This is a genomic window from Blautia caccae (assembly GCF_040095955.1).
GTDB lineage: Bacteria > Bacillota > Clostridia > Lachnospirales > Lachnospiraceae > Blautia > Blautia celeris.
Genome location: NZ_JBBMFP010000004.1, coordinates 74334 through 87303, shown reverse-complemented (window position 1 = coordinate 87303; position 12970 = coordinate 74334). Strand labels below are relative to the sequence as shown.

Here is a 12970-nt window from a genome sequence, read left to right as displayed (position 1 = left end):
CTATACCCCCTTAAGCAGACAAGACAAAGAACCAAAATCTGTTTAAGGGGGAGTTTTTATATATTGTATTATCAGAAAAATGTGATCTGGTTTTTGCCGTTTTGCTTTGCGCGGTACAGGGCATCGTCTGCATTTTTATAAATTTCCTCAATACTCCTCTTATCGTCGCAGAACGTCACGCCGATACTGCAGGTCACATTTGACGGAGCCTTATTGCACTGTTTTACGCTTTTGACCTGTTCCAGTACCTGTTCCAGCCTTGCGGTAAGTGCATCCTGTGTATGAGTACCCGGAAGGAAAACCGCGAACTCGTCGCCTCCCAGACGTCCAACAATACCATCAGCGGCAAAAATATCCTTCAAAATACCGGCAATAGCCATCAGCACCAGGTCCCCTGCCGGATGGCCTTTGGTGTCATTGATGGATTTAAAATTGTCGATGTCCAGCATGACAAAAGCAGGAGTTCCTGTACTTAAGAGAAGAGAATCTGTGACAGAACGGATAAATGCGGCCTTGTTGAGAACGCCTGTCATCACATCCCTGTCTGCTTTTTCAATCATCTCCAGCTCTCTTCGTTTACCGGCGTCAATGTCCTTTACGTACATGATGCCTTTTTTGTCGCCGGTCACTACATCTGTGATAAGCCGTACAGTGGTGACCATCCAGAGCACAGAGCTGTCAGGACACAGAAAGCGGTATTCGCAGCTCAGTTCTTTTTTTTCGGCTTCAAAAGCAGCCTTTATACTTGCCAGCGACAGGGTTTCCAGAAAATGTGCCCGGTCTTCCGAGGCCACATACTGCGGCAGTTTATCACATATAAACTGCTCATAGGGAGTCTGCGGCTCCACAAAAGCGCATAGATCACCGTTTAACTGGCATTTTTCAAAGACGTCCTTGGAAAAATTGATGATGTAGAAAGCTACAGTATCAGCCAGCACAGCCTGCCGGTACTGCTCCTCAGCCAGATATGCCTCCTCACCGATTTTTTCTTTCAGGCTCTGCAGGGTTTTTTCGGCAAATTTCAAGGGATATGCCTCTACACTCTCCTCTGTTACGATGGGAGAGGAGGCATGGAGGGCACAGATTTTCCAGTCTTTTCCTCTGCGGACTAAAGTCAGTGACTGCAGGAACTGACTGATGGACACGTTATTTTCCTTTTCAGCCCTGACAATGACCTTTGCACAGAGGTTGGCAAAGCCCTCCTCGTGTATCAGAACATGAATCTGTTCAAAGGACAGAGAATGCTTTGTATCGGTATTATTTTTCAGGCCGGTGGTAAAGACCTGACGAACATCCTCTTTGGAAGTGACAAATCCCTGTTCTCCGATTCCGATGCCTATCAGAGTTTCATCCAGGCAGTTCAAGATTTTGTTCAGATCCAGGGAAACAAGACCTCCATCCTCATAATCATAGAACACCTGTATTATCTTTTCTCTATCCGTCATTGCATTCCCTTTCTTTTCAGGCCGGACAGGTAAGAATCCTGTGCAGCCTGCCCGGTTTTTATCGGGTCATACATAACATTTTCTTTTATTCTAATAGTTAAGATGGCATATGTCAAATAGGAAAGGGAAAGATTTAGTACAGCAGCGGCAGGAAACGGATTGCTGCTGTACATTCATGCGGTCATCCCCATGGATGTGCCGAATTTTTTAGACGGCTGCGGCATCAGAACAGATATCCGTTCATTACATAGTCAGTCCGCATGCAAAGGCAAGGGTCATGTATGTTTCTGCGCCTGAAAGCCCCCAGTCGGTCAGGTCCCGGGGCTGCCATGTGGGATTATCCAGGCTGTCTGCTCCATAGAAGAACTGGATAAGCGGCAGATTCCGGTATGCTGCGGCTGCCAGCAGGGCGGAATACTCCATCTCCACACCGATGCACCCGGCTTCTTTCCAGGCGGCTATCTCCTGGGGCGTCTCCCGGTATATAGCATCTGTTGTCCAGATTTTGCCGCAGGCGTAGGGAAATCCGTATTTTTCCATGCAGCTTTTTAAGACTTCCGTGGAATGGCTGTCAGGCTGCAGTTCCTCTGTGGGAGGAAGGTAGTGGTAGCTGGTCCCCTCATCGCGTATGACTCCTGTTGGTATGATAAGCCTGTTTTTTACGGCCTCATCATTCAGAATGCCGCAACATCCGAAGAAAACAAATTTTTCAGCACCCATGGCTGCTGCCTCCTCAAAGCAGCTCACACATGCAGGTGCGCCTACCGGCGACATATAAAATGCGATTTCACTGCCGCCGTAAGGGATTTTATAGATGGGTATGGCTCCATTGGCTGTATACAGATGCGAAATGACTTCCACACCTTCCAGGGCAGCGAATTTTTCAATGATTTTCCGGGAGTATGTGGATACGCAGATGTTCGGAAAATCGGATACGGGGACAACGGTATCTGTCGGGTTGATAAATGCCCGGCCGGGGCGTTCCTTTCTGTAAAAGACTGTTTTCATTTCTTTTCCCTTTCTTTTAATAACAGAGATTTGATCTGGCTGGTAATGTGTTTCGGTATGGTCTCCTCTATTTCCATGAGCCTGCTGTACATGCGGACACCCTGGTAAGAAAAAACGATCAGGTCATAGACCGCTTCCGGGCTGACCGGAGAGAACTCACCTGTCTGTATCCCGTAACGGATGAGGGCAGTCCACATCTCCTTAGAGGCCTCATACTGCTGCTGTATGGAATTGCTGCTTTTCGATACAGAAGGGCCGCTGAAAAACTCGTAGATCGCAATGCTGAGAGAATGTTCCCGGTCAAGCATTTCCGTTTCATAGCGGTCCAGCACATGGAGCAGGATTTCCCGCGCAGGGACCTTTGCTTTTATTTTCTCTTCAAATTCGTTCTGCTGGTCTGCCATCAGTGTGTGGATGAGTTCCAGAAATATCTGGCTGGTGCTGTCATAGTGGCGGTACAGGCCCCCGCGGCTGAGCCCGGTTTTCTCGCAGATATCTTTCATAGTTACATCTTTGAAACCCTTTTCCGCAAAAAGCCGGAATGCGGCTTCACAGATAAAATGTTTTGTTTTTTCACCTTTTGTTCCCATTGGATATTACCTCATTTGCGACACGCGTGTTGCTTTTATTATGCGACATGCATGTCGCTTTGTCAATAAGGAAACAGAATATAATTACCGGGTTGCATTTCATGTGTATTTATGATAATATACTTTGGTAATCAAACTATTAGAAGATAAAAGTAAGTAGAAAGAAATTTCAGCTTTCAGATAATAAAAAGTCGGAGGATAGGATAATGATCGTTGAACCTAAGGTAAGGGAATTTATCTGTACAACAGCACATCCGGAAGGATGCCGGGAAAATGTGAAAAGGCAGATTGCATATGTGAAGGAAAAGGGCCAGGTATGCGGACCGAAAAAGGTACTGGTAATCGGTGCTTCCACAGGATATGGACTGGCAAGCAGAATTACGGCGGCTTTTGCATGTCAGGCAGCCACCATTGGAATCATGTTTGAAAAGCCGTCCAACGGCAAACGGACAGCAACGCCGGGCTGGTACAACACGGCAGCCTTTGAGGAGCTTGCACAGGAAGAAGGACTCTATGCAAAATCCATCAATGGAGACGCCTTCTCAGCGGAAGTAAAACAGCAGGCAATTGACATGATCCGGGCGGACCTGGGACAGGTGGACATGGTGATCTACAGCTTGGCGGCACCGAGAAGGACGACTGCGGACAACAAAACATGGTCCTCCACTCTGAAGACGACAACAGGTGCTTTCACGGAGAAGAGCCTGGATCTGAGAAACAATACAATTGTGACCAAGACAGTAGAGCCTGCAAATGAGGAGGAGCTGGAGGGAACCATCAAAGTTATGGGCGGTGAGGACTGGATGGACTGGATGGATGCCCTGACAGATGCCGGCGTGCTGGCTGACCATGCTGTGACAGTGGCGTACTCCTACATCGGTCCGGAACTTACTTATCCTATCTATACAGAGGGAACCATCGGACAGGCCAAAAAGCATCTGACAGAGACAGCAGGCAGGATACACGAGAAACATCCGGGTATTCAGGCATATATTTCTGTGAACAAAGCCCTTGTGACACAGGCCAGTGCAGCTATTCCTATCGTGCCTCTTTATTTTGCCATTCTGTATAAGGTGATGAAGGAACAGGGCACACATGAGGGATGTATTGAACAGATTTCACGCCTGTTCCATGACAAACTTTTTGCTGCGGAGATTCCCACAGACCCACAGGGCCGTATCCGCATGGATGACTGGGAGCTGGCACCTCAGGTACAGGGCGCTGTCATGGACTGCTGGAAAGAAGTGAATACGGAGAATGTGGAGAAACTTTCTGATATCGAAGGATACTGGGAAGACTTCTACCATATGTTCGGTTTCCATTTGGACAATGTGGATTACAGCAGAGATGTGGAGATACAGGTGGAAATTCCGAGCTTGGTATAGGCTGGACGTTCCCTTGGCACCCGGCAGTACGTTTCGTGCTGCACAGATATGGAGCAAGCTGCTCCATATCGCGCTGGCTGCCGCGGGAGTTACATGCCTATGGCCTGAAAAGGCCTTGTGGAAAATAACACTTGCTTTTTTCCGGATAATTTCATATACTTTATAACTAACAGCACCTGCAGTATGCAGCTCATGGACAACTCCTTTTCTATGGTGATTCAGCATTGGGGGACAGTGGTACTCTCTGTAAAGAGGATCCGCTTTGACCTGTTTTTTATTTCCTTATCTTATAAAAAAGTCTTATATGTCCTATTCAGGACGAAATTTCCCAAAATATAAAAAAATCATGGTAAAACCATTGCCTGCAAAATGATAATTTGCTATAGTATAAAAAAGAGATGCAGTCTGTCTGTATACATTTACAGATGCAGCGAATGCAGTGCTATATAAGCGGATGTTTTTTCAGAGTGCCTGTAAGGAGGTACAGTGAAAAAATCCAGGCCGCCTGCTGTGCGTGAGAAGTTCCCGGCACATTCGGAACATGAGGACAAGGCCATGAAGACCGCCGTGTCCTTCTTCGCCAGGGAACTGCTGCCCATGGCGGGTGTGAAACAGAAGGTCAGAAGGATAGCTCATACAGAGAGTATCCATCTGGAACTGAAAAAATTTTATGAGGATTTAAACCTCATTATGGAGGATGATACCTGCGGTCATCTGGAGTTTCAGAGCAGGGATGGGGGAATCGAGGATATGAGACGGTTCCGGCTATATGAGAGTATTATCAGCTATCAGTATGGGATTCACGTTGTGACCTATGTTATATACAGCGGCAGTGTAAAACATCCTGTTACCAGCATGAAATGCGGTAAAAATACTTACAAAGTGGTTCCTGTGATGCTGTCTGACAGAGACGGAGACAAACTTTTGAAAAAGTTGGAGAAGAAACAGGGAGAGGGCAGGAAACTCTCAAGAAAAGATCTGGCAAAGCTTTCCCTGCTTCCGTTACTGGGAGGCGAGATATCCCAGAAAGACAGGATGGAACGGGCCTTTCGCCTAACGGCCAGCCAGGAGGTCACGCAGGAGGTTAAGAAGACAGAATCTATTTTGTACACACTGGCGGAAAAATTTCTGGAAAAAGAGGAATTGGAAGAAATTAAGGAGGTGTTGAGTATGACGTGGCTGTACAGTATGCTGACGGAAGATGCAGAAAGGGAAGGAGAACGAAAAGGTGAGAAAAGAGGTGAAAAAAGAGGTGAAAGGCGAGGAAAACAGATGGGACTGGAAAAAGCGGCGGTCAGTTTTCTTGATGTTCTGCCCCCGGAGGTAATAGCAGAAAAGCTGGATATCCCACTGGAGAGGATCAAAGAACTGAAATAGAAATCCATGCTGCGAATACCTGCCGCCACTACTCTTTTGCACGGTCAGCGCAGTAAATGCGCAGACCTGACTGAACAGTTACCAAAAACAACATAAAAAAGCCAGCCGGATTCTTCATGCGCTTTGCCGCAGTTATCTTTATCCAACTGCGCAAATTTCATGAAGTCCCGGCTGGCTATACCATATCCCTGCTTCCGTACAATGAAAGCCTCATTTCTTTAAAAATCAGACTTATGTAAGGAACCCACAGGATTCATCACATCATTAACCCATCCTATCATTGACCATCCGCATCATTCCAGAAAACGAATCAGATTACCGCCCATCACATCATGCCACTCTTCCTCCGTAAGCCCGGCGTTTGACCGGATATCCTCCACAAACATGGAAAAATCCATCTCCCTGCATTTGGAGGGATAGAGCAGCAGCGGAAAATCACTTCCAAACAGCAGCCTTTTACTGCCGATCATGGAGATGACGGAGCGAAAACTGCGGATGTGGTACAACAGGGGATTGGCGGCTGTGTCATAGCAGACATTTTGGAATTTGCCCTGATATTTTGGGTTCATTTCATAGAAGGGAAGTCCGCCGCCCATGTGGGCCAGGATGAGCTTCAAATCAGGATATTTCTTCACCAGTCCGGGTATAGGGGCCAGACTGGTAAAGTCCCTGCCCGGATAGGCATGTCCCACCGGTTCCCCGCAGTGGATGCATACGGCAAGACCATAGTGCTGTGCGCATTCCAGAACATCTATAAAATCAGAATCCTCAAAATCATATCCATTTCCCCCGGGGCCAAGTTCGCCTATGCCGGTAAAGCCAAGCTTGGCACACCGTTCAATTTCGGCGATGGCTTTTTCCCGGAATTTGGGATTAATGGAAAGAAAGCCTTTCAGCCTCTTGGGATGACGTTTCATCATATCAGCCATATAATCATTGTGCAGGGTCATGAGTCCCTCATCATTCCAATACCATCCCTGCATGACAAGGCCGTAAATACCGGCTTTGTCTGCGCATTCCAGAGCTTCCTCGGCGTTGGCCCAGGCCTCCTCGGTCCCCTTGCCGTTTTCCGGCTTCTTTGTGAGAAGGGCAAACCAGTTGTCCCTGGCAGCGTATTTCTCCCAGTTCTCATAGACCTCAGGGGGAAAGAGATGGACATGGCTGTCCCAGATCTTAAAATCATGCATGGCAGATCCTCCCCATGAAAAATATTTAATTACAGAACCCTGATCATTTTTCTTCCATATCCTGCTCGCTTGGAAGATTGGCGATAAATTCATGGAAGCTCTCAGCAGCAGCCATGTATTCATCCTCCCGCTCGATATTGGTCACCACAGGGTTGCCTTCCTCGTCCTCCGCATAGCGGAACAGATAAGTCTCCCCGGATGTACTTTTGCCATCCTTGTCAAGGGGAACAAGAGCAATGAACTCACCGAAGTCCTCCACCGGGAAAGTGGTGAGAACGGCACACTCCAGGACTGTGTTATCCTCCAGAGTCAGTTTGATGGTTGGGTTCGGAACCCTGGGAATAGAACCTTTGCCGGCGCTGGAGCAGTTGGAGCTGCAGGTAGCGCAGTCGCTGGGGTCGCAGCCGCCGATATTTGCTGTGAATGTTTCTTCACTCATATGTGTTACCTCTCTTCTTTTCTATCAGTATTCAAAATACGGCCAAGAACCGCATTTTGACTGCTTTCATACTATCAGATTAGGGAAAAGATTGCAACAGTTACGAATTGGCGATTGCAATTTTATGGGGTCACACGTATAATGAGAGTAGTCTTCAGAAGAAGACCAGTGTAACAGTAAGGTACCAAAGAGGGAGGAATCATTGTGAAGCGGGACACTTCCTATGTGATCAAGAGAGCAGAGCATTTTAAGTCCATTCTGACAGCAGAGGGATTCCTGGTGGGAATCGTAGCCGGACTTGTGGTCCTTTTATACCGGGTACTTCTGGAGTACGCGGGCAGGGGCATGAACGTTGTCCTTGCATATGGAAGAAAATATCCACTGGCTGCGGGAGGCTGGTTTGTTGTTTTATTCATTCTCGCCTGTGTTGTAGGGCGTCTTGTAAAATATGAGTCATTTATCTCCGGGAGCGGTATTCCCCAGGTGGAAGGAGAGATGGCAGGTAAATTAAATCAGGTCTGGTGGAGAGTGCTGCCTGCAAAATTTCTGGGCGGCTTTTTGTCACTCTTTGCGGGGCTGTCTCTGGGAAGAGAGGGTCCGTCCATCCAGATTGGGGCCATGGCAGGAAAGGCAGTATCAAAGGTACTGGACAGGAGCAAGACAGAAGAAAAATTCCTGCTCACCTGTGGCGCAAGTGCCGGACTTTCGGCTGCGTTCCATGCACCTCTGGCAGGTGTGATGTTTTCACTGGAGGAGATCCACAAGAACTTTTCTGTATCTGTGCTGGTGTCTGTCATGACAGCATCCATCACGGCAGATTACATATCCTCCAGATTTCTGGGATTCCGTTCTGTATTTCAGTTTGAGATAACAGGCTCTATTCCGGCAAAGTATTACGGACATATTATTGTGCTGGGGATCATTCTGGGACTGATGGGTGCCTTCTATAATAAGCTGACCTTGTTTGTGCAGTCCCTGTTTGGGAAAATCCGGGGGAAGAGGGCTGAGACGACCAGGCTTCTTATTCCCTTTCTGCTGGCCGGGGCGCTGGGCCTTATCATGCCTGAAATCCTGGGCAGCGGGCATAATATTATTGATATTATCACAGAGGGCAATGTGATGCTGAAGACCATCCTTCTGCTTTTTGTGATGAAGCTTTTATTTTCTGCCATTTCCTTTGGTTCCGGCGCGCCGGGAGGGATTTTCTTTCCGCTGCTGGTACTGGGGGCTTTGATCGGCGGGGCATACGGAACCTTTGCCGTGCAGTTTCTGGGACTTGATGCCCATTATCTGAACAATCTGATCATGCTGGCCATGGCCGGGTATTTTACTGCGATTGTGCGGGCGCCCATTACAGGTATTATCCTGATCTTTGAGATGACAGGCAGTGTCAGCCAGATGCTGTCCCTGTCCCTGGTGTCCATCGTGGCTTTTCTGGTGGCAACTGCGGTGAAATCGCAGCCTATTTATGAGAGCCTTCTGGAAAATCTGCTGAGAAAGCGGGGCGAGCCGGTGCCGGAGAAAACAGGTGAGAAGATTTTACAGGAATTTGTGGTCCGCCATAACTGTGAGCTGCAGAATAAAATGGTGCAGCAGATCGAATGGCCCAAAAACTGCCTTCTGGTGGCAGTGCAGAGAAACGGTGCAGAGCTGATTCCAAAGGGGCGCACCATATTGATGGCAAGTGATACCATTATCACCATGACAGATGAACAGGACGCGCCGGGAGTACATGACAGGATGGAGGCACTGTGTTCGGAACAAGAGAGATTGAAATGAGGTGAACAGCTTGACGAAGAGAATGGACGAGGCATCAAAGGAGATACAAGCTTTGCCAGTATATCCGGGCAAACCGGGAGTCATAAGGACGGAAAAGGGATATCAGTTTACTGTTTCTGTCCCGGACGGGGAGGAGGCATTTCTTCTTCTGTACCATACAGGGGAGAAAAAGCCGGTAAAGGAAATCCCTTTGTCAGAAGAAAAGAAGACGGGGAATTTGGTTTCTGTCTGCGTGACAGGCATTTCCCCTGATAGGTATGAGTATAATTACCGTATCGGAAATGAAGTGATACAGGATCCCTACGCGGTCTATCTTTCCGGTGCAGAAAAATTCGGACAGCCGCAGACAGAAGATACGGACATCATCCGGTGCGGGTTCCGGAATGAAAAATACAGATGGCAGGATAATTCCTTTCAGCCCTGTTCCCTGTCGGATTCTATTATCTATAAGCTGCAGGTACGGGAATATACCATGCAGAAAAATTCCGGGGTCCGTTTAAAAGGAACCTTTAAGGGGCTGGAGCAGAAGATCGCATATCTGAAAGATATGGGTGTCACGGCAGTGCTTTTGATGCCGGCCTATGATTACAGGGAGATTGAGAGGAAGCGCAGCGCCGGAAGGCGGCCGGAACCTGCCTATGCTTATAAGGAAAGTGCGCCCGGTAAGATAAACTGCTGGGGGTATACAGGCGAGGCCTGCTATTTCGCTCCAAAGGCATCCTTCTGTGCCACAGACCGTCCGGTGCGGGAATTTTCACATCTGGTGGATACTTTGCACCAGGCAGGGATGGAGTGTCTGATGGAATTCTATTTTGACGGTTCTGTAAGTCCTTCGGTTATGCTGGATATTCTGCGTTACTGGAAGCTTAAGTACCATGTGGATGGATTTCATCTGATGGGGAGCGGCATCTGCCAGGAAGTCCTGGTAAGGGACGCGCTCCTTTCCAGAACAAAGCTCTTCTTTCACGATGTGGACGGCGGATATCTCTATCAGGGAAAAATACCGGCATTTAAAAATGTGGCGGAGTACAACGAAGGGTTTCTCTACTGTATGCGCCATCTGTTGAAAAGCGATGAGAACATGCTGGAGGATTTCATTTACCGGAACCGGAGAAATCCCAAAGAGACGGGAATCATCAATTACCTGGCGGACCAGGACGGCTTTACCATGATGGATATGGTGTCCTATGATGAGAAACACAATGAGGACAACGGTGAGGACAACAGGGACGGCATGGAGTACAACTGCAGCTGGAACTGTGGGGCAGAAGGTCCCACCAGGAAAAGAACAGTGCGGGAACTGCGGCTGCAGCAGCTTAAAAATGCGTTTTTGCTGCTTCTGCTGAGCCAGGGCACGCCTCTGATCTTTCAGGGGGATGAGTTCGGCAATTCCCAGAAGGGCAACAATAATGCCTGGTGCCAGGACAATGACATCGGATGGGTGGACTGGAGTGCGTTCAAATCCAACCGGGCACTCTATGAATTTGTTAAAGAAGCCATTGCCTTCAGAAAAAAATACTACATTCTGCATATGCAGGAAGAGTTAAAAGGAGTGGACTACAGGGCACTTGGCTATCCGGATCTGTCTTACCACGGAGCGCAGGCCTGGTATGCGCCCTGTGAGAGAAATCTGCGGCATCTGGGAATGATGTACTGCGGAGATTATGGGAAGCAGGAAAAAGAGTTTTTGTTTGTAGCATATAACCTGCACTGGATGCCTCATGAATTTGCACTGCCCAATCTGCCGAAAGGGTCTGTATGGAAATTCGTGGCCAGCACCAGCAGGCAGGAAGGAAAGGTTTTTACAGAAGAAGAGGTAAAGACGGCAAAGCAGAAGGGGAAGGGTAAAAAAGCTGTGGAGGTGCCGTCGAGAACTATAGCAATATTAATCGGAAAGCAGGAAACAGCGTAATGCATATATGGGCACATTTCAAGACAATTACCAGCCATAAGCTGCTGGTCATGCGCTACTGTTTTAAAATAGGTCTGTACCGGCAGGGGCTGCTGCATGACCTGTCAAAATATTCCTGGACGGAATTTTCCGTTGGATGCAGGTATTATCAGGGAAACAGAAGTCCCAACAATGCGGAGCGGGAAGACACCGGGCTGTCCACATCCTGGATTCACCACTATGGAAGGAATAAGCATCATTTTGAGCACTGGGTGGACTACGGTGTGGACTGTGACACAGTCATTCAGGGTGTTCCCATGCCCAGGAAATACATTGCGGAGATGGTCATGGACCGGATCAGCGCTTCCAGGGTCTATAATCCGGGGACTTATACGGATCAGGCGCCTCTGGCCTATTTTCTGAAGAGCAGAGACAGACTTTGGTTTGTGCATGAGAAGACCAATGAGGACCTGGAATTTCTGCTGCGCATGCTGGCGGAAAAAGGGGAAAAGGAAACCCTCAGGTATATCAAAAAAGTATATTTAAAAACCACTTTCAGGGGAGAGAGTGTGTGATGCTGCAGTTCCCTTTCTGTAAAGGGCAGAGAAGGGACTGCAGGTGAAGAACAGTTACATAAACAGATAAGGGGTAAGGTGATCAAAATGAATCCGGCAGATATTTTAAACATTGTGACTTCCCAGTACGGGAATGTTGTGGAAAAGTATACGACGGGAATTATGCTGGCAGGGCTTATATTTGCACTGCTGAACTGTTTTATGGGCTATAAGCTCAGGAAAGTCTGGGGCAGTATCCTCGGGCTTGTGATCGGTGCCGCAGCGGGCGGTATTGCAGGGTATTATTTTCTGCACGAGGCAAAATATGTGGTGATCGCGGGACTTGCCGGAGCGGTGGTGCTGGGTGCGCTTGCATGGGTATTTTATAAACTTGGAATTTTTGTGCTGTGCGCAGGCCTTGTATATGCGCTGGCAAACTCTTTTTTCAGTGCGCCTACGGACACGGGCAGGATCATCTGTATTGCCATAGGAATCTTTGCGGCCACCATGGCTATCGGATATGAGGAGTATGTGATCATCGGCATCACGGGTATCTGCGGCGGTCTTGGCGCTATCAGGATTCTGTTTTCCATGACAGGCAAAGACGGCGGCGCGGGTACATGGCTGCTGGGTCTGATCCTGGCTTTTCTCGGAATCGCGGTGCAGGCAGCGCCTCTTCTTCGAAACAGGGAGAAAAAGCAGAACAGCAAAGGCAGCAGCCGGGAACCGCTTTTCAACCGGAAGAAACGGAAGTTCAGCCTTCCCACGCTGCCGGGCAGGAAAAAGAAGACCAGGAAGAAAACGGTATATAAGACCACAGAGAAGAGCAGAAATAATACGGCCCAGAGCCGGACATCTTCCGGAACAGGAAGAAGCGGGGGCGGCAGCCGCAGCCAGACGCCGCGCAGCCAGACACCGCGCAGGCCGGCAGAGGAGCCGGGAGAGAAGACAAGAGAGATTCCCGATATGGCAAAGCTGCGGGAACAGGACTATAACCGCAGACCGGAGCCGGATAATGCCCCATACCGGGGTGTGGGAACGGGAATTGACCTGGATGATCTGAGCCGGGAGCTTTCCCAGGAAATACAGAAAATTTATAAAGAGGATGAATAGATACCGGGAGGCCGTTTGTGTAGTTGACAAACGGTCTCTTTCTTAGTATACTTTGAAAGAAAAGATTTGATAATCAAACTATTTGAAAGTTTAAATGAATTCCCGGATGTGATTCTGTGAAGTAATGATTCAGCAGGTCTGCGCATTTACTGCGCTGAACAGTTATCCGGTGAAAATATGATGGAATAAGAGGTAGGAAGAA

General features: G+C 48.3%; 11 protein-coding genes. 6 read left to right on the top strand and 5 right to left on the bottom strand.

Going from position 1 to position 12970, the window contains the following annotated elements:
* Positions 1–71: 71 nt before the first annotated feature.
* The 3 genes from WMO65_RS05580 to WMO65_RS05570 all read right to left on the bottom strand — a co-directional run bounded on the left by WMO65_RS05580 (position 72) and on the right by WMO65_RS05570 (position 3043).
* Positions 72–1445 carry a GGDEF domain-containing protein gene (locus WMO65_RS05580; protein WP_033143285.1) on the bottom strand — a complete coding sequence of 458 codons (1374 nt, stop codon included), beginning with the start codon at positions 1443–1445 and terminating at the stop codon, positions 72–74.
* 243 nt (positions 1446–1688) lie between these two features.
* Positions 1689–2453 carry a nucleoside phosphorylase gene (locus tag WMO65_RS05575; RefSeq protein WP_148392321.1) on the bottom strand — a complete coding sequence of 255 codons (765 nt, stop codon included), beginning with the start codon at positions 2451–2453 and terminating at the stop codon, positions 1689–1691.
* Positions 2450–3043, bottom strand: a complete 594-nt coding sequence (locus tag WMO65_RS05570) for a TetR/AcrR family transcriptional regulator (protein ID WP_148392323.1) — start codon at positions 3041–3043, stop codon at positions 2450–2452. The genes WMO65_RS05575 and WMO65_RS05570 overlap by 4 nt, the downstream gene beginning before the upstream one ends.
* Positions 3044–3249: 206 nt before the next feature.
* Between WMO65_RS05570 and fabV the strand changes: the two genes are divergently transcribed.
* Positions 3250–4428, top strand: a complete 1179-nt coding sequence (gene fabV / locus WMO65_RS05565) for an enoyl-ACP reductase FabV (RefSeq protein WP_033143282.1) — start codon at positions 3250–3252, stop codon at positions 4426–4428.
* A 486-nt stretch (positions 4429–4914) separates the two neighbouring features.
* On the top strand, positions 4915–5805 hold the full coding sequence (locus tag WMO65_RS05560; RefSeq protein WP_148392325.1) for a hypothetical protein: 891 nt from the start codon (positions 4915–4917) through the stop codon (positions 5803–5805).
* 293 nt (positions 5806–6098) lie between these two features.
* Here the strand turns inward: WMO65_RS05560 and WMO65_RS05555 are convergent, their stop codons facing one another.
* Positions 6099–6992 carry an amidohydrolase family protein gene (locus WMO65_RS05555; protein WP_052099679.1) on the bottom strand — a complete coding sequence of 298 codons (894 nt, stop codon included), beginning with the start codon at positions 6990–6992 and terminating at the stop codon, positions 6099–6101.
* A gap of 43 nt (positions 6993–7035) precedes the next feature.
* Positions 7036–7431 (bottom strand): DUF1292 domain-containing protein, encoded by a 396-nt coding sequence (locus WMO65_RS05550; protein ID WP_033143280.1) that lies wholly within the window; start codon positions 7429–7431, stop codon positions 7036–7038.
* Positions 7432–7635: 204 nt separating this feature from the next.
* Between WMO65_RS05550 and WMO65_RS05545 the strand changes: the two genes are divergently transcribed.
* The 4 genes from WMO65_RS05545 to WMO65_RS05530 all read left to right on the top strand — a co-directional run bounded on the left by WMO65_RS05545 (position 7636) and on the right by WMO65_RS05530 (position 12768).
* On the top strand, positions 7636–9210 hold the full coding sequence (locus WMO65_RS05545) for a ClC family H(+)/Cl(-) exchange transporter (RefSeq protein ID WP_148392326.1): 1575 nt from the start codon (positions 7636–7638) through the stop codon (positions 9208–9210).
* Between the two features lie 10 nt (positions 9211–9220).
* The gene (locus tag WMO65_RS05540; protein ID WP_243128801.1) at positions 9221–11122 is read left to right on the top strand and encodes a glycogen operon protein GlgX; all 1902 of its coding nucleotides are present in this window, start codon (positions 9221–9223) and stop codon (positions 11120–11122) included.
* Positions 11122–11676, top strand: a complete 555-nt coding sequence (locus tag WMO65_RS05535; RefSeq protein ID WP_033143277.1) for a DUF5662 family protein — start codon at positions 11122–11124, stop codon at positions 11674–11676. Before WMO65_RS05540 ends, WMO65_RS05535 begins: the two co-directional genes overlap by 1 nt.
* A gap of 87 nt (positions 11677–11763) precedes the next feature.
* Positions 11764–12768, top strand: coding sequence for a TMEM198/TM7SF3 family protein (locus WMO65_RS05530; protein WP_256139114.1), 1005 nt, complete (start codon positions 11764–11766; stop codon positions 12766–12768).
* The last annotated feature ends 202 nt before the right edge of the window (positions 12769–12970 follow it).

What these genes read in the sequence shown, in the direction of transcription:
- WMO65_RS05580 (WP_033143285.1), bottom strand. Translation starts at nt 1,445, where the DNA reads ATGACGGATAGAGAAAAGATAATACAGGTGTTCTATGATTATGAGGAT.
- WMO65_RS05575 (WP_148392321.1), bottom strand. Translation starts at nt 2,453, where the DNA reads ATGAAAACAGTCTTTTACAGAAAGGAACGCCCCGGCCGGGCATTTATC.
- WMO65_RS05570 (WP_148392323.1), bottom strand. Translation starts at nt 3,043, where the DNA reads ATGGGAACAAAAGGTGAAAAAACAAAACATTTTATCTGTGAAGCCGCA.
- fabV (WP_033143282.1), top strand. Translation starts at nt 3,250, where the DNA reads ATGATCGTTGAACCTAAGGTAAGGGAATTTATCTGTACAACAGCACAT.
- WMO65_RS05555 (WP_052099679.1), bottom strand. Translation starts at nt 6,992, where the DNA reads ATGCATGATTTTAAGATCTGGGACAGCCATGTCCATCTCTTTCCCCCT.
- WMO65_RS05550 (WP_033143280.1), bottom strand. Translation starts at nt 7,431, where the DNA reads ATGAGTGAAGAAACATTCACAGCAAATATCGGCGGCTGCGACCCCAGC.
- WMO65_RS05535 (WP_033143277.1), top strand. Translation starts at nt 11,122, where the DNA reads ATGCATATATGGGCACATTTCAAGACAATTACCAGCCATAAGCTGCTG.
- WMO65_RS05530 (WP_256139114.1), top strand. Translation starts at nt 11,764, where the DNA reads ATGAATCCGGCAGATATTTTAAACATTGTGACTTCCCAGTACGGGAAT.